Raw genomic sequence first — 24,765 nt, 5'->3', positions numbered from 1 at the left:
GCGCACAGCTGGCGCCGATGGCGGCCAGGCCTTCGAACAGACGGCGGCGGGAAGGGTCTTGCGGGGCGTCCGCTTCGGTCTGCGGCGGGCGGTCCTGCTCATCGGCGGTGGTCATGATGTGTCCTTGTCTGGGGTCCAGCATGTACGAACCTGTTTACGATCTGCTGCGCGTTGGCGATACGGCGTTGAAAACGCCTTCGAAATGCTCATGTACCGTGTGTACATTCCGCTTTCTCAGCCGTTTTCGCCTTATCTCGCCTTAGCTCGCGAGATCGTAAACACGTTCTTAGATCAAGCCCAGGCGCTGGCCCGCCTCGATCAGCGCGCGAATACTGTAATCCAGCTCTTCATAGCTCAAATCCGCGCTCAAATTCATCCGGATCCGCGCGCGGGACTTGCTGACCGCCGGGTGGCCCACCGGATTCACGTAAACGCCTTTTTCGTGCAGCATTCTGGCCAATAGATAGCAGCGCCGCTCGTCGCCGGTCAGCAGCGGCACAATGCTCGTTTCGCTATTGAGCAGATTGAACCCCGCCCCGCGCAAGCGCTGGGTGAAGTATCGGGTCTTGGCTTGCAACTGCTGGGTCAGCTGCGGAGAGGCGTCAAGGATGTCGATGGCGCTGATGATGGCCGCCAGCACGGCCGGCGGCAGCGACGCGGAATAGATGTAAGGGGCGGCGGCGGCGCGCAGGATCTTCGCCGTTTCCCGGCGGGTGGCGATGAACCCGCCCACGCCAGGCAGCCCCTTGCTCAGGCTGCCGGTCATCACGTCAACTTGAGCCGTGACGCCGAAATGCGCGCAACTGCCGCGCCCGTTTGGACCGATGTGCCCCGTGCCATGCGCGTCGTCCACCATCACAAAAGCGTTGTAGCGCCGCGCGGCCTCCACAATCCCCGCCAGAGGCGCGATATCGCCATCCATGCTGAAAACCCCATCCGTCACGATGAATTTTCGCGCCGCCAAAGGCAGTTGGCGCAGGCCGTGCTCAAGGCTTTTCAGCGAAGCGTGGCGATAGGGCAAGACCTGGGCGTCGCTCAGCTTCAAGCCCTCGACGATGGACTGGTGATTGAGCGTATCGCTCAAGACCACATCCCCCTTGCGGCACAAGGTGGCCAAAGCGGCCAGATTGGCGCTAAAGCCCGAGCTGAAACTGATCACCTCCTCCACGCCCAAAAACTCGGCCAGCCGCCGCTCCATGCCCAAATGCAGGTCGTTGGTGCCGTTCAGCAAGCGCACCCCGCTGGACGTGGTGCCGTAGCGGCGTATGGCTTCGATGCTCGCCTGCATGATTTCAGGATGGCCGTTGAGGCCGGAGTAGTTGTAGGAGCCCAAATGCAGCACTCTACGGGCATGGCGGCCATGCGCGGCGGAGCTATAACTGACGTCCGCATACTTTCCGGGAGCGCCATGAAAGACCCGGCCGATCATGTCCATCTGCCCTTCCTCGATGAAGTGATCGTAGCGGGCCACAATGCCCTGCAAATGCTCATTGGCATACGCGATATCGCGAAGTCCAATATCCGCCGGCAGAGAAACAGCGCTTGGCTCGTCCATGAAGTGGGCTCCTTGTAACGGGTGGGGCCAATAGCCGTCGATGCCAAGATGCGGCAAAATCCGCCCGCCCTTTCCTGCATGCCGGGCAAATAGTGACGACGCATTCAGTCAACACCCAGATCAATGCTATTGAAATTAAATTTTCGATTTAAAAAATCTATTTAAATTAAGCCCAAGATCAACACCCAGGGTAAATAGGAAATTTCCTAAATTCCCCACAAAAGCCCTGCCACCCCACACTGCGCTTGATTGAACGCCTCCCCCTGCCCGTCGCCACCCGCCGGCACCCGGCCAATCACCTCCCCCAGCCCAAAACCGCGATACCCACGCCCTGGCAAAACGCGGCCGAAGCCATGAACGCGCCGTCTCTGCCGCAATCACCACAAAGCTGTTGCATAGGCCCAACATGCAACAGTGCGAATCCACAACATCTAGTGAGCCCTACCGCCATCCTTGCTGTGGCTTGTTTCAACACGCTTTCTTGACTACATAATGAAATGTGTCCGCCGGCCAAAAAAAATCTCAGGCCCCGCAAAGCCAGCAACCACGGGCTTTCGCCCCCCGTCCCCTCCAAACAGCCATTAAATCTTCCGCTGTCAAGACTTGTACTGCCCCATACTCAACACTAGAATTTGGGTGTTCCGCGAGCTACAAACAATACATATTGTGTTTACCCACAGCTCACGCACAGCTTTTCAACAGATTTGTCCACAGCCGGCCTGCCCCTCGGGAAACGCAGCAACGGAAGGACGCAACCACCCACCTTATCGAGGGCTACATGCAATTGACCACCTTTGAAGGGCAGACCGCCGCAGAACTCGGCCGCGCAGCCGCGCCCAAGGCCGATTTCAGCCAGTACAAAACCATCCGTCGCAACGGTGCGGTGGTGCCGTTCGAACCCGTCAAGATCTCCATCGCCATGACCAAAGCCTTCCTGGCCGTCATGGGCCATCAAGGCGCCACCTCCGCCAGCCTGCGCGAAAAAGTCGCCCAGCTGAGCGAACAAGTGGCCAGCGCCCTGATGCGCCGCAAGCCGGAAGGCGGAGCCATCCACATCGAAGACATCCAGGACCAGGTGGAACTGTCTCTGATGCGCTTTGGCGAGCATGATGTAGCCCGCGCCTACGTGCTGTACCGCGAACAGCGCTCCCAAGAGCGCGCCGCCCGAGGCGAAGCGCTGACCCAGGTGCAGATCAACGTGGTGCGCAAGGACGGCCGCAAGCTGCCGCTGGACATAGCCCGCCTGCGCGCCACCATCGAATCCGCCAGCCAAAACCTGGCCGGCATCGATATCGACGCCATCCTGAGCGAAACCCTGAAGAACATTTACGACGGCGTCAGCGAAGACGAAGTCAACAAATCCGCCATCCTGGCCGCCCGCTCCATGATTGAGCAGGACCCGGCCTACGATTACGTGACCGCCCGCCTGCTGCTGAACAACATCCGCCTGGAAATCCTGGGCGAAGCCGTCAGCCAGGAAGAAATGGCCAAGCAGTACGCGCTGTACTTCCCCACCTTCATCAAGAACGGCATCGACGCCGAACTGCTGGATGAAAAACTGGGCGAATACGACCTGAAAAAACTGGGCGCCGCGCTGGACGCCAACCGCGACCTGAAGTTTGGCTACCTGGGCCTGCAAACCCTGTTTGACCGCTACTTCCTGCACGTGGACGGCACCCGCATCGAAATGCCGCAGGCCTTCTACATGCGCGTGGCCATGGGCCTGGCGCTGAACGAAGTGAACCGCGAAGAGCGCGCCATCGAGTTCTACAACGTGCTCTCCAGCTTCGACTTCATGTCGTCCACCCCCACCCTGTTCAACTCCGGCACCCGTCGCAGCCAGCTGTCCAGCTGCTACCTGACCACCATTGCCGACGACCTGGACGGCATCTACGAAGGCATCAAGGAAAATGCCCTGCTATCCAAGTTTGCCGGCGGCCTGGGCAATGACTGGACCTCCGTGCGCGCCATGGGCTCCCACATCAAGGGCACCAACGGCAAATCCCAGGGCGTGGTGCCGTTCCTGAAAGTGGTCAACGACACCGCCGTGGCGGTGAACCAGGGCGGCAAGCGCAAAGGCGCCGTTTGCGCCTACCTGGAAACCTGGCACGCGGACATTGAAGAATTCCTGGAGCTGCGCAAGAACACCGGCGACGACCGCCGCCGCACCCACGACATGAACACCGCCAACTGGATTCCGGACCTGTTCATGAAGCGCGTGATGGAAGGCGCGGACTGGGCGCTGCTGTCCCCGTCCGAAGCCCCGGACCTGCACGACCTGTACGGCGCCGCCTTCGAGAAGCGCTACAAGGAATACGAAGCCATGGGCGAGCGCGGCGAGCTCAAGGTGTACAAGCGCATCCCGGCGCTGTCCCTGTGGCGCAAGATGCTGACCATGCTGTTTGAAACCGGCCACCCGTGGATGACCTTCAAGGACCCGTGCAACATCCGCAGCCCGCAGCAACACATGGGCGTGGTGCACAGCTCCAACCTTTGCACCGAGATCACCCTCAACACCAATGAGGACGAGATCGCGGTCTGCAACCTGGGTTCCGTCAACCTGTCCGCCCACCTGAAGGCGGACGGCAGCCTGGACTCCGAAAAGCTGCAGCGCACCATCCGCATCGCCCTGCGCATGCTGGACAACGTGATCGACATCAACTTCTACCCGGTGAAGAAGGCGCGCAACTCCAACCTGAAACACCGTCCGGTGGGCATGGGCATCATGGGCTTCCAGGACTGCCTGCACCAGAAGCGCGTGGCCTACGGCTCCGACGCCGCGGTGGAGTTTGCCGACGAATCCATGGAAATGGTGGCCTACTACGCTTACTGGGCGTCCACCGAACTGGCGGAAGAGCGCGGCCGCTACCCGTCCTACAAGGGCAGCCTGTGGGACCGCGGCATCCTGCCGCACGACAGCATCAACCTGCTGGCGGCCGAACGCGGCGGCTTCCTGGAAGTGGACCGCAGCGAACGGATGGACTGGAACGCGCTGCGTGAACGCGTGAAAACCCACGGCATGCGCAACAGCAACTGCCTGGCCATCGCGCCCACCGCCACCATCGCCAACATCATCGGCGTATCGGCGAGCATTGAGCCGACCTACCAGAACCTGTTCGTCAAATCCAACCTGTCCGGCGAATTCACCGTCACCAACGAATACCTGGTGCGCGATCTGAAAGCCGCCGGCCTGTGGGACGAAGTGATGGTGGCCGACCTCAAATACTTTGACGGCAGCCTGGGCCAGATCGACCGCGTGCCGGCCGAGCTGAAAGCCATCTACGCCACCGCCTTTGAACTGGACCCGCGCTGGCTGGTGGAAGCGGCCTCCCGCCGCCAGAAGTGGATCGACCAGGCTCAGTCCCTGAACCTGTACATGGCGGGCGCTTCCGGCAAGAAACTGGACGAGCTGTACAAGCACGCCTGGTTGCGCGGCCTGAAAACCACCTACTACCTGCGCACCCTGGCCGCCACCAGCGCCGAGAAATCCACCGGCCGCGGCGGCGAACTGAACGCGGTGTCCAACAGCCACAGCCAACCGGCCGCGGCAGCTCCGGAAGCCATGGTGGACAACACCCCGGCCACCGACGCCAAGTTCTGCAGCATCGACAACCCGGATTGCGAGAGCTGCCAGTAAGGCGGAAGCAGCCATCCTGGCTTGACCGGCCGGCCCCTTAGGGCTGGCTGGCAGGCCCCCAGCCTGGCCCCGGCCAGGCTCCATCTCACAGCCCCCTGCCCGCAGCCGGCTGTGAAATGGCCCCACAATCCGGCCGCCCCTCCCATTGGCCAGCCGCCTGCCCGTCCAGACGGCTGGCCAATGGGGAACGCAGCAACAACCCGCGCCAGACCGCAACGGCAGCGGGCGCCGCAAACACACAGAACCAGGGGAAACCGGATGAACATAGAGGAATTTTTTAACAGCTACGCCGTTGGCTACAGCCAGCTGGACGTGCCCCAGGTGACCGCGCACTTCACCGTGCCCTTCACCGCCATACACCAGGGCGACCTGACCAGCTGGGAAGACATGGCATCGCTGCGCGACACCACCACCGCCTTGCTGGAGTGGTACCGCAGCCAGGGCTTCGCCAGCGCCCGCCACCAGCTGGACAGCGTGCTGAATTTTGGCGAAGACGCCGCCAGCGCCCGCGTACGCTGGATTGTGCAGCGCCAGGGCCAGCCAGCCTGGGAATACTGCACCGGCTACCACCTGAAACGGGTGGACGGCGAGTGGAAGATTTACGGCCTAGTCCAATACCAGGACGCGCCGCAGCAGTAAGGCAGCCCCAGCCTCAAGCCGCTTGCCCTCAGGCGGCTTCGGGATGGAAGCGCCGCCGGCCCGCCACGCGGGCGGACGGAAACCGCTCAAGGCCAAGCAAGCAAGCGCGGCGGGTGTTGAGCGGGTTCCAGGAAGACGAGGCCCACGGCCCCGCCGCCACAAGCCAGGCTTCAGCAGGAGGTCAGATGCAAGCGTTTGAAAATATCCGGATCAACGGTTTTTGCGAACAAAGAACCCACAACCCTGACAAGCAGTTTGTGCTGTTCAATATGTACCTGACGCTGAACCAGGCCCCGCCCTGCGAATGGAAGGACCTGTTCAACGAAGCCCGCCGCCTGCCGCGCCAGAAAGTATGGCGCAAAGCCTGGGTGGAAGCGGACGCGCTGGTGGTGTACTGCCAGCCGGAAGAACTGCAGCAGCAAATAGAGCTGCTCAAGCAAGACATAGAACAAGCCAACCGGCAATACCGCCAGCTGCTGAAGCTGCGGCAGCCGCGCGGCAGCCAGGTGGAGCAGGAGGAAAGCAGCGAACGCCAGCTGATCCACCGCCTCAGCCAACAGCTGCGCTTCTGAAAGGACGCCGCTCATGAGCGCCACCGCATTCTGTATCGCCCGCCATGGCGAAAATGGCAAAGACGCAGGCTACCGCAAACTGGGCAGCCTGCACGTGGACCTGGACCCGGTGCCGGCACTTGCCGCCGCGCCGCGCCAGATACAAATACTGCGCAAAAGCAGCCTGCCGCTCAGCCCCAGCCTGGCTGGCGACAAGCAGCCGCTGCCGCCCCAAATCACCGCGCCGGACGCGGAGTAAATCCAGACAGGAGCCCTTAATGCTGAACTTTGACGACACCATCGAAACCAAACCGGCCGCCCCCTCCACGGGCGCCAGCGCCGCCGGCCGCGTCAACGTGGTGGACAAAAAAGTGATCAACGGCACCACCGACGTCAACCAGCTCGTGCCCTTCAAACACAAATGGGCATGGGAAAAATACCTGGCCCAATGCGCCAACCACTGGATGCCGCAAGAAGTGAACATGCAGCGCGACATCGAACAGTGGAAAACCGGCCAGCTGACCGAAGACGAAATGCGCATCGTCAAGCGCAACCTCGGCTTCTTCGTGACCGCGGACTCCCTGGCCGCCAACAACATCGTGCTGGGCACCTACCGCCAGATCACCAGCCCGGAATGCCGCCAGTTCCTGCTGCGCCAGGCCTTTGACGAAGCCATCCACACCCACGCCTACCAATACATCGTGGAAAGCCTGGGCCTGGACGAAGGCGAAGTCTTCAACGCCTACAACGAAATCAAATCCATCCGCGACAAAGATGAATTCCTGATCCCCTTTATCGACGTGCTGTGCGACCCGGCCTTCAAGACCGGCACGCTGGAAAACGACCAGAAGCTGCTCAAATCCCTGATCGTGTTTGCCTGCATCATGGAAGGCCTGTTCTTCTACGTCGGCTTTGTGCAAATCCTGGCGCTGGGCCGCCAGAACAAGATGACCGGCGCCGCGGAACAGTACCAATACATCCTGCGCGACGAGTCCATGCACTGCAATTTCGGCATCGACCTGATCAACACCATCAAGCTGGAACAGCCGGAAATCTGGACCGAAAGCTTCAAGGCCGAGATCAACGAACTATTCAAGCACGCGGTGGAACTGGAATACGCTTACGCTGAAGACACCATGCCGCGCGGCGTGCTGGGCCTGAACGCCAGCATGTTCAAGGAATACCTGCGCTTCATCGCCAACCGCCGCATGCAGCAGATTGGCCTGGACCAGCTCTTCCCCGGCGTGAACAACCCCTTCCCGTGGATGAGCGAGATGATCGACTTGAAGAAGGAGAAGAACTTCTTTGAGACTCGCGTGACCGAGTACCAGACTGGCGGGGCTTTGAGCTGGGATTGATTTGACATAGCTCATTGACATGTTTTTATGCAAAAGGCACACTTTCGAGTGTGCCTTTTTTTGGTCTATCTGACATGAAAAAAATGACTGTAAATTCTTTTCCTGAATTTTTGAAAGACTATGGATCATTCTACAACCACTTACAAGGTTTAATGGATGGATTAAACACAGTAGAAATCGGGAATAACTTCGCCGATATTGTGGAATTTTTGATTCCTCACACAGATATTGGAATTAATTACAATAGAGCAGTTAAGTCAAAGAAATCATGGGACAAAGGTGTAGACCTAAAATTTTCTCACAAAATGATTGAGAGTAATGAACTTAGAGTTCAATCAAAATACACCATTTCAAAAGTAGACGACATAGATGCGATTATTAGCAAATTCTATGAGTACGATCAATTAAATTCAAAAAAAGACCAACAACTTAGCCTAAGCATAGATGATGACATAGTCCCAATTGAAAAACATCATTATGCTATTGTTACTGCATCAAAAATCTCATCTATTCTTGAAAAATACAAAAGTTCAAGCCGCCCAACAATTGGTTTTTTTAAAGAACTAGATTCTGAAAAAAGAATACATGTGTTAGATGGAAAGGATGCATTCGAAATAATAAGAAACTCATACAAGCAAGCATATGTTAGACCAGCATATGTTGATATAACACTAAAAGCCGCACCCATAATAGAAAACAATATCTACATAGGCATTGTTGAATGCAACGAGATAAAAAAAATTTACGGCGAAACAGGTGACTCAATCTTTTTTGAAAATATTAGAGAATGGCTCGGGCCAGATGGGGGAAAAGTAAAATCAAATGGACAACGGGAAGCAGTAAATCAGGCAATTTCAGCAACCCTTTCAAAATCACCAGAAAAGATGCTGGAACGCAACAATGGGCTAGTAATAAGAACAAATGAAATAATTAATCAATCAGAAAGAAAATTGCGGCTAATGCTTCCAAGCATAGTAAACGGCTGTCAGACTACGATGACAATCGTGCACGCACCTGAAGGCAATGGATGTGTACTCGTAAAATTCATCCAAACCGATGACTCTTGGGAAGTTGCAAAGTCTGCAAATTTTCAAACAAATATATCTAGAATTGAGATGGAGCTTGCGAGATACATTCGACCACAAGTTGTAAGAATATTAGGTGCAGATTCAAATTATAAAGTTGCCAGTTCCGAAGGAGAGGTTAGTGTTCACTCTCTGCTAGATAGAATATTTAAAAATGAAATTCGCTACGAGGAAATAAAATCTATCTTTGTTGGGCTATTTTCTAGATCACCAATAAATGCAATAAACGTTATATATTCAGAGCTGCGTGTTGACATGCTGAATGATTTTGAGCAAGACCCGGATTATGAAAAAATGCTCGAATCACTATTCCTAATGCACTTAAAATCCATGGAGGCCATGGAGTATCTCAAAGACGGTTCATTAAAGCCTGAAGTAATGGCCTTATTTCAGAGATTCTGGAAAGAAGACAAACCCGCATACAGAGCGCTTCTTTCTCTACTCGCAATATTTAACCTAGCCGACATACAAGACGGCAAGTTTAATAGCTACAAAGAGCTAAAAGAAGTAATATTAGGCCTCGCAAAGGAAGTAGATGGAAAACCATCCATATTTGTAGATAGTTACATAAAATCTTTCAAGGCCATTGCCATGGATGTTCTAAGATCAAAAGATGACCGAGAGAAAATGTTACAAAGCATGTACACACACATCGCATCAATAAATTTTAACAACATGTTAACCACTATATCACTACTATAGTGATCTACACCATAACAGATGAAACAAGGTAATTTGGAATACACTTATAAAGCCCAACACCCATCGCACAATAGAATCAACCAAGTGAAACTGTAAGATTATATTCTTGAAATCTGTTTCACGGATCACGTTTGATGAGTTGGTTTCGCTCGGCAAACAGGAGGGGAGATTACGCAGCCTGGCGGGTGCGGCACTAGAGTACAGGAGAAAACTAGCCCGGCCTTACAGCATGAAGTAGAAGCCGCCAGCATAAAGGAAACCCAGCGCTTGGTGCCCGCCCTCACAGCAAAGACTGCGACGTCCCCCCATTTTCAGTAGCAGAGCGCTTTAGAGTCCGGGCTTAATTTACCTGATTTCTCTGCAAATGATTCGACATAGGCAGCCGGCGTCAAACCACCGGTCAACATCGCACAGCTGCAGAATTCCTTGCCGTTATCGGTCCTGATAGCTTTGGGCAAGCTACGTGTCTTCGCCAGCTTGTCGAAGATGCGCGTCAGATGCAGCCCCCCATCGCACGTTCCGGAACAATGGCCACAGCCTCATCCGTGGCATCATTGACCATGGTCATATTTTTGATGACACGCCCCTCTGCCATCCGGTCGAACACAAAGTCCATCGACCAGACCTGATTGGCGGCCAAAGGACGGGCCAGTGGGTGACGGTCTGTCACTGGGATTTTCTCACGCTTGCGCTGGCGAATTTGCAGACCCACCTCGGCATAGAGCCGGCCTACCCGCTTGTGATTGACCACCATGCCGCTCTGCCGCAGTTTCAAATAGATCATGCCGGCACCATAGCATCGGTGCCGTTGCGCGAGCGCGATGACCTTCGCTTTCATGGCGGCATAGCTGTCGGTGGCGGGCTGGTAGCGGAGTGAACTGGGACTCATACCGGTCAGCCGCAGCGATCGACGCTCACTGAGCCTTTTGCCCATGAGAAGGCGCACCAACGCCCGCCGCGATGATGTGCTCACCACTTTTTTCGCAAGGCCTCTTTGGCAATCTGGTTCTCGAGCATGGACTCGGCCAAGAGTTTCTTCAGACACGCACTCTCTGTCTCCAGCTTGTTGAGACGCTTGGCCCCCGAGACATTCATTCCGCCGAATTTGTTCCGCCAGAGGTAATAGCTGGCTTCCGAAAGGCGTGCTTGCGGCACAGTTCAGCAATGGGTATTCCTGTGTTCGCTTCGCGCAGGAAATCGATGATCTGTTCTTCGGTGAATCATTTCTTCATGTCCAATCTCAGTGTGTGGTTGATTGGACTCTAAAGTGACGTGCAACTCAATACCGGGGGGCGTCGGCGTCGTTCGAGATGGCTTCGCGTTCAGCGTGGAAATTCTCCATGCCCCCATAAGCATTGGCAAGATTATTCAGTACTTTATCTATTCTATTGGGCACATGTATTAACCATGTCCTCTTAATGTGTCAATCCTTACCAGAAATAGGCTTTCAGATAAAATTTCAGCGTACCCTTCAGTATTTTTAGGTCAGCGACGAATAAATTTTTACTCATTGGAACTGTAGATCCACTGAAATACTGAAGCCTAGTAACAAGAACTGAAGACCTCACTTTGCGGACTGCGTCTTTAGGGTTCAATTAGACGCATTGGCAGCAACAAACACTTGGTCCAAGAATAATCCCTCTACAGTTCACGATTAGAGAAAATACAAACTGAGCAAGAAAATAAAATTTTTCATTTATAAATCTGCCAAAAAATTTTCTGGTTATATTTATGTATGACATTATTCGTAATCGACGAGCTTCCAATGCCATGCTACTCAACTCTCGCTGATGTACTTTTTTTCCTGTAAGATTAAGCATGTGCACTTTTTTCTTATAAGATTAAGCATGTAGCGCATTACCTCTGGATATCCATTTTTATCATACCTCTCCAGTATCTCGCTCAAATTTGATTCGGCAATTTTTAAACGACGCGTCAAAATGGCCATCAAAAATTCAAGAGTAGCTTCTCCTTGCTCGTTGTCGTAATTATCAAAAATGGAGATAAGAACATCAGTCATTTTTTTGCTAATTTCATTTTCTATCGAATAATTCAACTCTAAAGGCCTTGCCGCTCGCAACAAGCAAGCCTGAATAACTCCATCATTATAACGGTCAAAACAAGTCGGATTAATCACAGTTGTGTGATATATGCTACCCAACCCACCCTCTCCCGTCTTTGCGCGCAGATCATGAAGAATGGAACTAATGGTCCAATACACATCTGCCTGTGTAGCTTTTTTGGTTTTTGTTTGAATGTCAAGCCCCTGCCAAAAGGCAAAAGTTGGGCGAAGCTTCAGTCGTTCTCCATTAATGCTTGGAAGAAACAACTCATCTGGCGCGGATGCTTTTCCTCGTAATAAATTCACCCTATCTTTTAATGCGCTCGGCAAGTCATCTACGTCAGAAAATAAATCGTCATTCCCTACCATTAAATCTTCAAGCTCTTGATCCCAGGCCGTTTTCGTGGCGTCACTCACCCTGGGCATTTGGCATTTTCTTAGAATAACCAACTCATTTCCACCTTGCTTAAGATCGTTGCTTAATTGAACAAGATCTTGCTCGGCAGGCAATTTTGAAAACCCAACAAAATAAGTGATGGATGCCGACCTTCTCAGTCTTCTTAACTTTCTAGATGCCTCTAGAAGTTTCCTCCCGGATGTTATTGCGCCCGCAACTACAACAACTGATGCTTTATCATGCAATGACTCTTCATCAATTTCATCAAGACAACACCATGAAATTTCCGATGGATTCTCAATTATTTGTTTTATTTTCTCTGACAACGCATGTGACCCATCATCACTTAATGCGATAACTAACTCAACATCTCTAGATAAATGTTTCCGCACTTTCTTTTCGAGTGTTTCAAAAAATTCACCTGCTGACTGAGACAAAAGAGATTTCACGTCAATAAAGAAATGCTCTTTTGCTACGGCTTGAGAAGCCGCCGGTGTATTCCACTGCAAAATCGATCGCGTGGAAAACTCATCAAAAAAATCGGCACGAGAATCTGAAAAATCCTTTTTCCTAATTAGAAGCTGCTCATTTTTTGGTGTTTCCGGCAAAAACTGGTCACCGGCAATACGTATCAACCGGGACCCCACCGCACAGCTTGGGCAATTACTAGGGTTATGCGAGAAAATTTCGCATGAAATAACTGAGGATATGTCAAAAACCCCAATTTGCTCATCATTAAGCTTACTATGAAACAGATTCAAAATTCTTTTGTCTAAAAAGGATGTTTCTTTTGACAAACGTCGTGCTAGAGAGCCACTTGTAGTTGCCGAAATTACTACCAAGCTTTCTTCACTCTCATCAAAATCAAAACTTTGATTGAAAGCAGCATAAGATTCAAAGCTTTCAATCACAGGGAGATGCCCCGGAAATTTTCCAGACATCAATACGGCCGTGCTAATTAAGTAAGAAATTGATGATGTGTCAACATAAATATTTTTGATATCACCCTTGATATAAGGAAGCAAGGAGATCGCAAGAAATGAAACTTCATTTCCAGAAACCAATAGATTAGATGCTCGGATAAATTTTTCGCAATGATCACCTGATGGCTTAATGAAGTGAAAACTTGGGGGCGCCTCTATCATACCCTTTCTTTTTTTAAATATATCAAGCATTCCATTTCGGAGTAAATTAATGGATACTTCTTGGTTAATATTTACACCTAACTTAGCATCAGCCAAGCCGCCAGACTGCGTATAGTAAATTGTTTTTAATTTACCAGCAGGATCATCACCAAGGAGTGATCCCACTTCTGAAATGAAGTTCACATCAGATTCTAGCTCTACCAATTCTTTTTTCTGTGACTCAGCACCAATGATATATACAGACTCCGGCAGTAAATTTATTTCAACATCTTCTTTTATAATTTTTGCAATTAAGTCAGCGGAAATTTCAGAAGAGAAATACAAAACAAGACTAGCCCTTCTCTTCTCATTAGAAACAAAGGAGCGAAAGTGGAAGCAACTTGTCATTATTTTGCCTCCAACGGAATAAGTAGAGTCACAGCAACACCCGAGACAGGAGCCATATCTTGCAATTGAACATTTGCTGGAGTCAGTAATTCCCAATCATAAAAATCGCATGTATCATCTTGTAAATATGGATTTGTAGAAAAATCCCTATAGAGAGATAGTCTCCCACTACGTACTCGCATAAACCCTTTGAGCTTAGTTAGCCGATCCATAACAACAGGTAGCCCAAGACCTTTCGTTATACTTCCTGAAGAGGTTTGTCGAAAAGAAAAGCATTTCTTCAATATCTTATACTCTTCGTTCAAGGTTAAATTTTTTAAACCCTCGGCCTCTTGACGGTCCGCCATCCATCTTCCACAGTACCCCAACCCGGAATCTACGATACTTAGCTCAATAAATCTTTTCTGAGCATTGCTATCGACATTAAGGGAGAACAGGTAGTTTTTAAGAGCATTAATGCTAACTAATGCATTATCCGCACCCGCCTGGTTAATATTTATACCATTTGTATAAATTGATCTTAGCCCAGGCCTCAACCAGTCTAGGCGAGACTCTCCTCTTGACCCATGTTCGTGGGTATTTAAAAATAGCTCGTAAAATATTCTTCCTAAATATTCGGCATCATCGCCATCCAAAAGCTGCCCCCCCCCTGCAATGCATATGGATTTTTTTGTCATTCTAGAAATTATGGATCCAATTTGACTAAGCTGGCGAGGTTGTACATTCCTATCCTGGCTCTTTATATAGAAACTTCTATCGAAACCTTTCGTACTATGATCCACAAACAGATACCAACAAAGCCTTCCTTTTTGTTGACCAAAAGCACTAGTGGACTGAAAGTCAATTTTCTCCTCAGCTAAAGAAAGAAAAGATCGCCGTACATCTTTCCACGTGCTCTGCTCTCGAATATCCTTTGCCCACATTGCTGCACAAAACTTATGCGGCTGGCTTATTGACTCTTCGACAATCTTGTCAACACCATTCATGCCACCTTTTAACAAAACTCTTCTTCCTACCGATGTTCTCCCCCACGTATTTATTGCCTGCATTGATGCAGCCCACCCACCAAAGGCTGTTGCCCCTGCACCAAGAGGAAGGAGAAGGTCCTCGTCTGGTGACTCTACGATTTTCCGTATAAATTTTTCGCACTCTTCGATTGTTACTCGGGCGGGGAAGGATATGGTCATCTTATTTGCACCATTTATTAATCGACATTATTCAACATGAGCCAAGGTTCCAAGGAGTAACATAAGACTACTTGAACTAGGAAATTGTAGTTATGCTCACTGCCTCCACAACCGTAGCAGTCCAATCATAGGACTACAGGAGCCGGGGCAATCCACAAAGCCTGAGCAATGGTGATCATCGATCAGTCTTTTCTCTCGAAAAGCACCGCTTTTTAATTTTTCCTTGTAATAAACGACGCGAGTCCCTGGTTGCAGGTACTTTTGATAGCGTTTGGGGAAGTGATATAGCACTCCCGTTTGATCGCTTCATTGAGATTCGTCGTTTTCAACGATAACGGCAAATTTTTCCATCAACGTTTATTTGATACTCAAGGTTTAATCGGTACGTCTTAGGCATCAGCTACGGCATCATGAAAATCATGTTCATGCACAATCTGGATTCGCTTGCCTTCTTTGCGCAGTTTCACGGCCTTCTCAACTTTTCGGCCATAGCATGCGTAGGCCCAACAAGGGTTACCTTCGGCACCAATCACCAGATAGTCAACTTTGGCAGAGACATCACTTGCCATCTCGCCGCCAAGTTTTTGCACAATTTCAGCAATTTCTGTGCGCTTGTAGCGGCTGGATGCGCCAGTAAAGCAGAATCTGCCCCCTTCAAAGGTAATCTCAGGGCACACCGCGCACAGACCTGTGACGCCGCCCTGTTCCGCTATCACGGGGCTGATGATAGTCGTGTTATCCAAGAAACTGATGAACTCAGAAAAGAAGCTACGCAGGGTAGTCTGCTCATCGGCATCAATCTTCTTATCCGCCATCACCGAGACCACTAGGCTATCGACCTCATCGTATGGCCAACACGTTTTTAGATGCTCATGATCAGCCAGCCAAGCAGACAGGCCTTGCAGTTCCGCCTCAGTAACCACCCCATCGGCCAAAATAGCGCCCAGCAACGCGTGCAGACGTTGTAAATCAGCCGTGACTTTGTCGTAATACGCTGTCGAAGTCAGTTGCTGACACAGCCAGAGAATATCGTCACGCTCATCCATGGTTAGTACACCATCATCTAAAGCAGCATGGACGACAGGCATCAGCTCGTTATACGGATGGCAGTCCTGTAGCTCTTGGTGCTCACTGACCCAATCATTCAAAAACTGGACTTCTCGCGCATTGATTTCTTGATCAATAGCGATCCCCTCCACAATGCCAACAAGAGAGTTGATCGACTTGTCTAGCTGTGAACGACCTGTGAAATGGAAGTAAGACCTGAAATCCTGATGCATAGAGTCCTCGACGGTTTTGCAAAAGCACATCAAACCAAAATCATATGCCATACAACTAACAATGTCACACGACTAATATCAAACCCACTGCTATCTCCCCAAGCGCTTCCTCCAGAAAGCCGCCCCCTTCTTGACGCCCCATCCCCGCCTCAGTAACCTGTGCCTCGCGCTGCGCCCAATAACGCCGCGTCGGGTTTGGAAGCCCGTGATCTACTGAACCTAGCGGCACCGCCGCTGTATAGGTTCGCCTAGCTGTACCCTCGTAGTACCCGCAAGAGGGCAGGCCGTGGCATTGAGCCTTACGGCTGCCGTAGTAGATCGCGGTCTTCCAACCTTGTCACGTGCCTGTCCAAACCTCTCCGGGCAGGCTCCAAAGCTGACTTGGAGACCGCAATGACGCCTTCCCATCCGCACTCCGCTTTCGCCAAACCACCGCCTGATCCACAGACCCAAACCCTGGCCGCCTGCGCTCTGGCCTTGAACTGCCTCGTCACCCTGCGTCACGTTCTTGACGCTTTCCAATCCCACGCCGCACAGACACAGCAGCCCCGTTTGCAACATCTGGCCTGCGCCGCCACCGCGGTGCTGGACGACTGCGCCAGTCAGTTGCACAGCCTTTGCCCCGACGCCGCTCCCTGCCCGCCAAACGGCAGGTTTCCAACGCTGACGTGGAGACCGCAATGACGCCCTCCCACATTTTCGCCACTGCCGCAAAGCCGCCTCCAGCGGCCGGTCCTGCCGGACGTCTGCCCCTGCCTGTTTCGAAGCGATATATTTTTAACAAATTAAGTTGTATTTTTTACCACCCTATGGTTTCATCCGCTGATGACGCATCGGGTCAAAGCCGTGGCTTTGCTCCCGCGTCGTCAAAGCAGATGTTTGTGCTCAAGGATTGTTACTGCGCAAGCAGGCAAAACCTGATGACTTGGCTGAGGCCAAGCCGTCAGGTTTTTTTGTTTTCAGGGTGCGCACTATGAGAATCAGCAAAGTCTTGAACAACAATGCCGCCCTCGTGTTGGATGAACGCCAGCATGAGCTGGTGGCCATGGGCTGCGGCCTGGGGTTTCAAAAGCGGCCGGGAGACGCGCTGGACCCGGCGCTGGTAGAAAAACTCTTCGCCTTGCAAAACCATGAGCTGATGTCCCGCTTGAGCGAAGTCTTGAGCGCCATCCCCGCCGAGGTGATGGCGGTTTGCACCGACATCCTCAACCTGGCGAAAAACCAATTGGGCAGGCTGCCCGAAGAGGTTTACCTGGCTTTGCTGGATCACTGCCATTTCGCGCTTGAACGCCATCGTCAGGGCATTGCCCTCCACAACGCGCTGCAATGGGAAATGCGCAGGCTTTACCCGAAAGAATTCGCCATTGGCCTGCAAGCGCTGGCGCTGATTGAGCAGCGATTGGGGCTGACCTTGCCGGAGGATGAGGCCGGTTTCATCGCCTGGCATTTGGCCAACGCCCAAATGAATAGCGAGGCTCCGGAGATGCAAGCCATTACCCAGCTGATGCAGCAGGTGCTGCGGATCGTCACCTACCAGCAAGGGCATGAGCTTGACCAGCAAACGCTGAGCTACCACCGCTTCATTGCCCACCTGAAGTTTTTTGCGCAACGCGTGTTGTCCCAGCAGTCATTACCTGCTGGAGACACCTCCTTGCATGCGGCGGTGAAGGCAAGCTACCCGCAGGCATGGCACAGCGCGGAAAGCATTGGCGGCTTTATTTGGGAGCAGTACCGGAAGGAGCTTGAGTTGGACGAGATGATGTTCCTCGCCATTCACATCAGCCGTCTATAAGAGCCTGTTCAATGTCTCGCGAGCAAGGGCGAGACAAGGCGAAAACCAGCGAAAAAGCGGAATGTACAAGTGGTACATGAGCATTTTGAGCTGGTACTCACCGTGCAACGTTTCACGAAGCGCAGCAGACTTTGAACAGGTTCTAAGCCTGATCTTTACTCACCGGCTGGTTTGACCAGTCGAGACATCAACAGGGTTGTTACTGTCTAGAACAGGCAAAACCTGGCCACGCCTCCCCCATTGCGGGTGGGCGCGGCCGGGTTTTTTTTTGAGCGTTTGCTCGCCATAGGGAGGAGAACCATGGACACACTTGCCAAGCAAATCGTCGCGGGAGTGGGCGGCAAGGACAATATTCTGAGCCTGGTGCATTGCGCCACCCGGCTGCGCTTCAAATTGCGCGATTCCGGGCGGGCTCATGCGGAAACCTTGAACCGTCTGCCCGATATTCTGATGGTGCTGGAGAGCGGCGGGCAATTCCAGGTGGTGATTGGCAACCGGGTGGCTGAGGCCTATCAGGCCATTTGCCAAGTCATTGAACTGGACGATGAGGCTCCGCCAGCGGGCGAGACCAAGAAAGAGGGGCTGCTAAGCCGTTTCATTGACGTGGTCTCCGCTATTTTTACGCCCACCCTCGGCATCCTGGCCGCCTCCGGCATCTTGAAAGGATTGTTGTCGCTGGCGCTGGTGAATGAATGGATGAGCGAGACCGGCGGCACCTATTTACTGTTGTTTGTGGCCAGCGATGCCCTGTTTTATTTCTTCCCCTTGGCCTTGGGGTATACCGCCGGCAAAAAGTTTGGCGGCAACCCTTTCACGGCAATGGCCCTGGGCGGCGCGCTCACTCACCCGCTGTCCATCGCGGCGTTTAATGCCGCTCAACAGACTGGCGCGGCGTCCTTGGACTTTGCCGGCATTCCCATCGTGTTCATCAATTACAGTTCCTCGGTGATCCCCATCATTCTTGCCGCTTGGGCCAGCAGCCATCTTGAAGCCCGCTGCAACCGGATACTGCCCGCTTCCATCAAAAACTTTCTGACCCCGCTGCTGTGCTTGAGTCTGATCGTGCCCATGACTTTTCTGCTGATCGGACCAGCCGCCACCGGGCTAGGCCGCTTGCTGGCCGATGGTTTTCAAATCCTCTATGACTTGGCTCCGATGTTGGCCGGCGCGGCGCTGGGCGGCTTGTGGCAGGTGTTGGTGATCTTTGGCCTGCATTGGGGCCTGGTGCCGCTGATGTACAACAATTTGAGCCTGCTGGGCTATGACACCATGGGCGCGCTGTTGCTGCCGGCGGTAATGGGACAAGTGGGCGCTACGCTGGGGGTTTTCTTGCGCACCCGCGATGCGCGCCTGAAATCATTGGCAGGCTCCGCGGTGAGTTCTGGGCTATTCGGCATTACCGAACCCGCCATCTATGGGGTGACGCTGCCGGCAAAACGCCCCTTCCTCTTTGGCTGCATCAGCGGCGCATTGGGAGGCTTGATCCTGGGCTACGCGCGCAGCAGCGTCTACTCGCCAAACCTGCCCAGCATTTTTACCTTCCCCCAAGTCATCCCTCCCAGTGGCGTCGATTTCTCCGTCTGGGGCGCGATTGCCGGCAGCCTGCTGGCAGCCGGCCTCGCCGCCCTGCTCACCTTCTTTTTTGGCCTGTCCAAAACCGAGCCAGCCACAGCCGCCACCGCGGCGGATGAAGCGCCGGCCGCAGCTGAGGACTCCTCGTCTTATCAAATCCCTTCACCTATCCACGGTCAGGTTCAGCCGCTCAGCACGGTGCCGGACCCCGCCTTTGCCAGCGGCATTCTGGGCCAAGGCGTGGCCATCCTGCCGCACAGCGGCCGGGTGGTGGCGCCGTTTGGCGGCCAGGTCAAATCCTTGTTCCACGCTTGCCACGCGCTGGCGCTTGTCGCCGACGACGGCACCGAAATGCTGATCCATGTCGGCATCAATACCGTCAAGCTCGATGGCCGTCACTTCCGCGCCCACGTCCAGACTGGAGACCTGATTGCACCCGGCGATCTGCTGTTGGAATTTGACCCCGCCGCGATTGCCGAGGCCGGCTTCGATATGACCAGCGTTGTGCTGATCTGCAACCCCGGCTGCACCCAGGTGCAGCCCATCCCCACGGCCGAGGTGGAGGAGCTGGCTCCTCTGCTAAGCGTCAGCCGTTAACCACTGTATCAGGAGATAGAGATGACTATGTTTCCCGCTAATTTCCTATGGGGCGGCGCCCTGGCCGCCAACCAGGCTGAAGGCGCTTACCTGGCCGATGGCAAGGGGCTGTCCACCTCGGACCTGCTGCCGCAGGGGATTTTTGGCCCCATCGTCGAACGGGTGGCCGGCGACGGCTACCTCAAGGATCAAGCCATCGACTTTTATCACCGCTACCCGGAAGACATCGCCTTGTTCGCCGAGATGGGCTTTAGCTGCCTGCGCGTGTCCATCGCCTGGAGCCGTATCTTCCCGGAAGGCGACGAGATTGCCCCCAACGAGGCCGGGCTGGCGTTTTATGATCGCCTGTTCGACGAAATGGCCAAGCATGACATTCAAGCAATGGTCACGCTGTCGCATTATGAAATGCCTTATGCACTGACCCAGCGTTACGGCGGCTGGAGCAGCCGCAAGACCATCGGCTTTTTCGAGCTGTATGCTCGCACGGTGTTCACCCGCTATCGCGACAAGGTCAAATACTGGCTGACCTTCAACGAAATCAATATGGCGCTGCACGCGCCGTTTACCGGCGTCGGCCTGCCGCCGGACAGCGACAAGCAAGCGGTTTACCAAGCCATCCACCACCAACTGGTGGCCAGCGCGCGAGCGGTCAAAGCCTGCCGCAAACTGATCCCGGATGGCCGGATCGGCAATATGCTGCTGGGCGATATCGTCTACCCGCTCAGTTGCAGGCCGGAAGACCTGCTGACTAGCCAACAACGCAACCGCGACTGGCTGTTTTTTGGCGATGTGCAAACACGAGGCGCTTACCCGGCCTATATGCGGCGCTTCTTCCGCGAAGAGGGCATCGAGCTAAGCATTCGCCCCTCAGACCTGGCGGACCTGCGCAACACCGTGGATTTCATCTCCTTCAGCTACTACATGTCCGGCTGCGCCAGCGCCGATCCAAGCCTGGCGGAACAAGCCGGCGGCACGCTGGGCATGATGCCCAACCCTCACCTGCCCAGTTCCGACTGGGGCTGGCAAATCGACCCGCAAGGCCTGCGCTACCTGCTCAATCTGCTCTACGACCGTTACCAGAAACCGCTGTTCATCGTGGAGAACGGCCTGGGCGCGCGCGACGAGGTGACGCCGGACGGCCGCATCCATGACCCCTACCGCATCCAATACCTCAATGATCACCTGATCCAAGTGGCCGAAGCCCTGGACGATGGCGTCGAAATCCTCGGCTACACCAGTTGGGGGCCGATTGATCTGGTCAGCGCCTCCAAAGCGGAGATGTCCAAGCGCTACGGCTTCATCCACGTCGATCTGGACGACCAGGGCCATGGCAGCCTGGAACGACGGCGCAAGGACAGCTTTTACTGGTATCGCGACGTGATCAGCAGCCGGGGGAAATCACTGAAGCCGGCCGGCTAAACCCAGCAGCAAAGTCCCATGGCCTGCCAGCGGCAGGCCACACCCACAGCAGGCGCTGCCATAGGCCAGGGGCTGGCTTTGCCTGCGCCTATGCAGCCACCGGAAGTTCAGGAGACCAACATGCCTACCCTGTTTTCTACCAACCCGCGTCGCCTCCCCCTGACCTTGAGTTTGGTTTTTGGGGTTTTGCTCAACCCAGCTATCGCCCAAGCCGACAGCGGCCGCGATGACATCCCCGCCTGGAATGGCACGGTGCTAGGCTTCGAGCCGCCAGCCGGCGATTTGCTCAGCCGCCGCCTTGGACTGCGTCAGGCCTTGCAGGCCTTTGGCTTTGAGTATCAGTTGTCCCATCTCAGCCAAACCGCCTACAACGCCAAAGGGGGTTACAACACGGACAAGAAAGCCGAATACATCGGCCAGCTTTCGCTGACCTTCACCCAAAACCTGGAAGCGCTGACCGGCATTCCCAATGCCGCGATCGAGGGCAATATCGTCAACCGCAACCATGACAACAACCTGACTAGCACGCGGCTGCAGGATACCCGCGTCGGCTTCAACGACCTGGCGCAGGAAAGCTGGGGCGGCCAATCCATTACCCGGCTGGGCTGGCTGGCCTTCCGCCGTAGCTTCCTCGACGGCAAATTGCAATGGCGGATAGGGCTGATGAACAAGGTGCAGGACTTCGACCAGATCATTCCCTGCGACTTCCAGATGCTCAGCTTGTGCGGCGGCAAATCGGCGGGCTCCGGCACCTGGTATAACTGGAACGTGCATTACTGGGGCAGCACCTTGCAATACCGGATCACCCCGGAAGTCACGCTGAAAACCGGCCTGCTGGAGCAGAATCCGGAAGCACCGTCACGCAGCCACGCCTGGAGCGTATCCACCGATGGTAGCCGCGGCATCCTGCTACCGCTGGAAGCCGAGTGGCGCACCCGACATTTCGGACTGCCGGGCATTTACAACTTAGGTTTGCTGTACACTAACGCCAAGCAAACCGACCTCTATCTTGGTCAGTCCGGCGGCCCCGGCCCCGTTGATCCAGCAGGCTATCGCCAGTATCGCAACACTTGGTTCCTGTATACCGGCTTCAACCAACAACTGAACAGCCATACCGATAACGCCAACCGGGGGCTAAGCCTGGCCTGGAGCCTGGGTTTGGCGGACCAGCGCAGCAATAAGTCGCGTTACTCCACTTCTCTGGCCCTGCGTTATCGCGGCCCCTTCGACGCTCGGCCAAACGACTGGCTGGCGCTAGGCGTAACCAAAATGCAAGGCAGCGCCAATTTTCGCCGTGGCCAGAACTTCCTGAACCAGCAAAGCGGAGTCGAGGACTATAACGATCCGCGTTATGCGCCGCTGCCGGCGTCTTCCGTGAATGCAGAACTGTACTACCGCTTCAAAGTGGCTCCATGGCTGGAGTTGCAGCCCTTGGTCCAGTACTGGGGCCGCCCCGGCGGCATTGCCCAAACTTCCGACGCCTGGGTAGTGGGCCTAAAAACCGCTATCAACTTCTAATTCAAGTTGGTCAAGCCAAGGGAATGCCACGATGAATACTGCCTTGCCCGCCATGGAGCAATTAAAGCTGTTGAACCAGAACCTGTTCGACGCCCAGGATCAGACCACATTGCCACACTTGAGCCGGCAACTGGCCCAACAATGCGCGGAGATGGACGCCAGCCTGATGCAAGGCTTGATCGACATCCGTGCCGCCCATATTGGCCTGCAGGCCATCCTGAACTTGCTGCAACGCCGCGACGAACCCTTGCTGTTGAGCAGCGAGGAAGCCGCGGCGCTGTTGGAGCCAGTGCAGCAACGCCTGTGTCAGGGCTTAGGCCACATCAATAGCTTGGTGTAGCCTGCCCACGGCAGGCACAGCGGAAACCCTGTACCTGGCGCTGGCCACCGCCTACCAGTTGCGCTTGGCGGAGCGAATAGGCCGTTAGTCGGCTAATCGCGCAGCGTAATAAGAAACACCGCTTCAGTGTTGCGAAGCGGTGTTTTCGTCAAAAAAATCCTAGTAATTTAAATGCGACCTACCCGTCGACTTCTTTCTCAAAGTATTGACTTGGATATGCGGCCAGCGCGTTACCTGCCCGTTTGAGCCGAACATGAACTCAAAAAACAGCACCTGCTCATATTGAAGCTGCAATACCTCACAGCCGTCGTTGTCTATCACCGTTTGTATCCATAAGTTCAGATTCATCTCGGTAACATTGGCAAAGGTGCTCACAAAGGGCGTATTTAATATTCCGCCTTGCGGCCCGCCATTGTGCTTGCTGCTGAGTTGAATCAGCGTATATTTTTTGATGCGCTGATCTTTGATCACATCACGCAATCGCAAATCAGGGCGCACCGAATACGGGTAGTTTGGATCAGCGACAATCCGTTGGAAATAGGTCAGGTTGCTGTCCGGCTGGGTGGCTGGCAATGACTTGTCAAACGCCCAAGCCGGCGCGGGCTCATCAAGATTGAGCGGCGCGGGCGGCATGCCCTCCTGAACCGACAGCAAGGCAGTTGCCCCCATGCTGGGTGAAATGGCGAGCGGAGAGCCAGCCAGCGGCACGGGGTTTGCCGCAACGGCAGCGGGCACAGTCTGGTCTTGCGGTGTCGGAGTCGTTGGCCACGAGTTGGTAAAAGGCTGAGTCCAACAGTCGGTGCCGGTAGGATATTCCGGCTTTCCAGGAATATCCGCCTGAAATCCGCCGGTAATCATGATTGCACTGCCATGGGGTATGGTTCCGCTACGCGCAATGGAATATGGCGGCACATAGTTTGGCCCATTGGCGCCGGCGCCAATGGAAATCCCAGGGAAGCCGTTATCTGAAATAACGGATTCTTCTGTAGCCGCATGGTTGTACATCGGGTTCATCCACAAATACATGCCATCTTCTTCGTGAATGCTTACCTCATCGCTGGCGCGTTTGATGCTTTGATTGTATTTCACCGCGCCCGCGAACTGCTCGTTGGTCCCACCGCGATTTCGCACCCCGCCATCAACCAGGGAGAACGTGAGTTCTTCGGTATAGTTTTCACAGAGAAAGTGGAATATGCCGAAAATCGTTTCAGAATTCGTCCCTGGAGACGGCATACAGGTGGTATGCAAGCCCCATCCCAGATTCGTCTTGTCCGGATTGTAGTTAACCCATGTGCCTTCCAGCTGCTTCAGCACACCATAATCAGCCGGCTGATCCAGTACTTTATCCGAATATTCCGGATAAGGCGGAGCTGGCGTTTGAACCACATTGTTTTCAGGCATACACACCTCGCATGATCATTCATTTTGATAAAGGGCGGTGCAGCGAAAAGACGATAAAAGCCGTGTCAGCTTTACGGGAATTGCTGTACAAATAAAAACACGTCAACAAAAGACTGGTTTTCTAGCAAAATTTGTATTTGC

16 protein-coding genes and 1 pseudogene are annotated in these 24,765 nt (G+C 53.8%); 11 read left to right on the top strand and 6 right to left on the bottom strand.

Annotated features, from left to right (window positions below; translation table 11 throughout):
• Window positions 1-286 precede the first annotated feature (286 nt).
• Window positions 287-1,555 (bottom strand): pyridoxal phosphate-dependent aminotransferase family protein, encoded by a 1,269-nt coding sequence (locus VK98_RS15450; RefSeq protein ID WP_048414893.1) that lies wholly within the window; start codon window positions 1,553-1,555, stop codon window positions 287-289.
• Window positions 1,556-2,333: 778 nt separating this feature from the next.
• Here VK98_RS15450 and VK98_RS15445 point away from each other — a divergent pair.
• The 6 genes from VK98_RS15445 to VK98_RS23435 all read left to right on the top strand — a co-directional run bounded on the left by VK98_RS15445 (window position 2,334) and on the right by VK98_RS23435 (window position 9,527).
• The gene (locus tag VK98_RS15445; RefSeq protein ID WP_048414892.1) at window positions 2,334-5,192 is read left to right on the top strand and encodes a ribonucleoside-diphosphate reductase subunit alpha; all 2,859 of its coding nucleotides are present in this window, start codon (window positions 2,334-2,336) and stop codon (window positions 5,190-5,192) included.
• A 258-nt stretch (window positions 5,193-5,450) separates the two neighbouring features.
• On the top strand, window positions 5,451-5,831 hold the full coding sequence (locus VK98_RS15440; RefSeq protein WP_048414891.1) for a hypothetical protein: 381 nt from the start codon (window positions 5,451-5,453) through the stop codon (window positions 5,829-5,831).
• Window positions 5,832-6,016: 185 nt separating this feature from the next.
• Window positions 6,017-6,403, top strand: coding sequence for a hypothetical protein (locus VK98_RS15435; protein WP_043631350.1), 387 nt, complete (start codon window positions 6,017-6,019; stop codon window positions 6,401-6,403).
• 13 nt (window positions 6,404-6,416) lie between these two features.
• Window positions 6,417-6,641: a hypothetical protein gene (locus VK98_RS15430; protein WP_048414890.1), complete on the top strand. Its 225-nt coding sequence runs from the start codon at window positions 6,417-6,419 to the stop codon at window positions 6,639-6,641.
• 19 nt (window positions 6,642-6,660) lie between these two features.
• A complete protein-coding gene (locus tag VK98_RS15425; RefSeq protein ID WP_048414889.1) occupies window positions 6,661-7,740 on the top strand; it encodes a ribonucleotide-diphosphate reductase subunit beta in 1,080 nt (359 codons plus the stop codon).
• Between the two features lie 83 nt (window positions 7,741-7,823).
• Window positions 7,824-9,527, top strand: a complete 1,704-nt coding sequence (locus VK98_RS23435; protein WP_156187900.1) for an AIPR family protein — start codon at window positions 7,824-7,826, stop codon at window positions 9,525-9,527.
• 362 nt (window positions 9,528-9,889) lie between these two features.
• Here the strand turns inward: VK98_RS23435 and VK98_RS15415 are convergent.
• The 4 genes and pseudogenes from VK98_RS15415 to VK98_RS15400 form a co-directional block, all read right to left on the bottom strand.
• Window positions 9,890-10,732: pseudogene (locus VK98_RS15415) on the bottom strand (DDE-type integrase/transposase/recombinase); the annotation flags it as partial.
• Window positions 10,733-11,304: 572 nt separating this feature from the next.
• Complete coding sequence (locus VK98_RS23800) at window positions 11,305-13,518, bottom strand: hypothetical protein (protein ID WP_156187898.1); 2,214 nt, start codon at window positions 13,516-13,518, stop codon at window positions 11,305-11,307.
• Window positions 13,518-14,705: a hypothetical protein gene (locus tag VK98_RS23430; RefSeq protein WP_082159057.1), complete on the bottom strand. Its 1,188-nt coding sequence runs from the start codon at window positions 14,703-14,705 to the stop codon at window positions 13,518-13,520. The genes VK98_RS23800 and VK98_RS23430 overlap by 1 nt, the downstream gene beginning before the upstream one ends.
• 389 nt (window positions 14,706-15,094) lie before the next feature.
• A complete protein-coding gene (locus tag VK98_RS15400) occupies window positions 15,095-15,985 on the bottom strand; it encodes a BRCT domain-containing protein (protein ID WP_048414903.1) in 891 nt (296 codons plus the stop codon).
• A gap of 973 nt (window positions 15,986-16,958) precedes the next feature.
• Between VK98_RS15400 and licT the strand changes: the two genes are divergently transcribed.
• The 5 genes from licT to VK98_RS15375 all read left to right on the top strand — a co-directional run bounded on the left by licT (window position 16,959) and on the right by VK98_RS15375 (window position 23,223).
• Window positions 16,959-17,777, top strand: a complete 819-nt coding sequence (gene licT / locus VK98_RS15395; protein WP_048414902.1) for a BglG family transcription antiterminator LicT — start codon at window positions 16,959-16,961, stop codon at window positions 17,775-17,777.
• Window positions 17,778-18,077: 300 nt separating this feature from the next.
• On the top strand, window positions 18,078-19,946 hold the full coding sequence (gene bglF / locus VK98_RS15390) for a PTS beta-glucoside transporter subunit IIABC (RefSeq protein ID WP_048414887.1): 1,869 nt from the start codon (window positions 18,078-18,080) through the stop codon (window positions 19,944-19,946).
• A 21-nt stretch (window positions 19,947-19,967) separates the two neighbouring features.
• Window positions 19,968-21,365, top strand: a complete 1,398-nt coding sequence (locus VK98_RS15385) for a glycoside hydrolase family 1 protein (protein ID WP_048414886.1) — start codon at window positions 19,968-19,970, stop codon at window positions 21,363-21,365.
• A 120-nt stretch (window positions 21,366-21,485) separates the two neighbouring features.
• On the top strand, window positions 21,486-22,883 hold the full coding sequence (locus VK98_RS15380; protein ID WP_082159056.1) for a carbohydrate porin: 1,398 nt from the start codon (window positions 21,486-21,488) through the stop codon (window positions 22,881-22,883).
• Window positions 22,884-22,914: 31 nt separating this feature from the next.
• Window positions 22,915-23,223, top strand: a complete 309-nt coding sequence (locus VK98_RS15375) for a hypothetical protein (RefSeq protein ID WP_156187897.1) — start codon at window positions 22,915-22,917, stop codon at window positions 23,221-23,223.
• A 159-nt stretch (window positions 23,224-23,382) separates the two neighbouring features.
• Here VK98_RS15375 and VK98_RS23795 read toward each other — a convergent pair whose 3' ends face one another.
• Window positions 23,383-24,624: a peroxidase, FMP-type gene (locus VK98_RS23795; protein ID WP_156187896.1), complete on the bottom strand. Its 1,242-nt coding sequence runs from the start codon at window positions 24,622-24,624 to the stop codon at window positions 23,383-23,385.
• Window positions 24,625-24,765 lie beyond the last annotated feature (141 nt).

Origin of the sequence: Chromobacterium sp. LK11 (assembly GCF_001043705.1) — a bacterium.
GTDB lineage: Bacteria > Pseudomonadota > Gammaproteobacteria > Burkholderiales > Chromobacteriaceae > Chromobacterium > Chromobacterium alkanivorans.
Note: the sequence above shows the minus strand (reverse complement) of the source record. Positions and strands in the feature narration are given on the sequence as shown.

Bases quoted from the DNA above. Each gene is read 5' to 3' on its own strand.
- VK98_RS15450 (WP_048414893.1), bottom strand. From the start codon at position 1,555: ATGGACGAGCCAAGCGCTGTTTCTCTGCCGGCGGATATTGGACTTCGC.
- VK98_RS15445 (WP_048414892.1), top strand. From the start codon at position 2,334: ATGCAATTGACCACCTTTGAAGGGCAGACCGCCGCAGAACTCGGCCGC.
- VK98_RS15440 (WP_048414891.1), top strand. From the start codon at position 5,451: ATGAACATAGAGGAATTTTTTAACAGCTACGCCGTTGGCTACAGCCAG.
- VK98_RS15435 (WP_043631350.1), top strand. From the start codon at position 6,017: ATGCAAGCGTTTGAAAATATCCGGATCAACGGTTTTTGCGAACAAAGA.
- VK98_RS15430 (WP_048414890.1), top strand. From the start codon at position 6,417: ATGAGCGCCACCGCATTCTGTATCGCCCGCCATGGCGAAAATGGCAAA.
- VK98_RS15425 (WP_048414889.1), top strand. From the start codon at position 6,661: ATGCTGAACTTTGACGACACCATCGAAACCAAACCGGCCGCCCCCTCC.
- VK98_RS23435 (WP_156187900.1), top strand. From the start codon at position 7,824: ATGACTGTAAATTCTTTTCCTGAATTTTTGAAAGACTATGGATCATTC.
- VK98_RS23800 (WP_156187898.1), bottom strand. From the start codon at position 13,518: ATGACAAGTTGCTTCCACTTTCGCTCCTTTGTTTCTAATGAGAAGAGA.
- VK98_RS23430 (WP_082159057.1), bottom strand. From the start codon at position 14,705: ATGACCATATCCTTCCCCGCCCGAGTAACAATCGAAGAGTGCGAAAAA.
- VK98_RS15400 (WP_048414903.1), bottom strand. From the start codon at position 15,985: ATGCATCAGGATTTCAGGTCTTACTTCCATTTCACAGGTCGTTCACAG.
- licT (WP_048414902.1), top strand. From the start codon at position 16,959: ATGAGAATCAGCAAAGTCTTGAACAACAATGCCGCCCTCGTGTTGGAT.
- bglF (WP_048414887.1), top strand. From the start codon at position 18,078: ATGGACACACTTGCCAAGCAAATCGTCGCGGGAGTGGGCGGCAAGGAC.
- VK98_RS15385 (WP_048414886.1), top strand. From the start codon at position 19,968: ATGACTATGTTTCCCGCTAATTTCCTATGGGGCGGCGCCCTGGCCGCC.
- VK98_RS15380 (WP_082159056.1), top strand. From the start codon at position 21,486: ATGCCTACCCTGTTTTCTACCAACCCGCGTCGCCTCCCCCTGACCTTG.
- VK98_RS15375 (WP_156187897.1), top strand. From the start codon at position 22,915: ATGAATACTGCCTTGCCCGCCATGGAGCAATTAAAGCTGTTGAACCAG.
- VK98_RS23795 (WP_156187896.1), bottom strand. From the start codon at position 24,624: ATGCCTGAAAACAATGTGGTTCAAACGCCAGCTCCGCCTTATCCGGAA.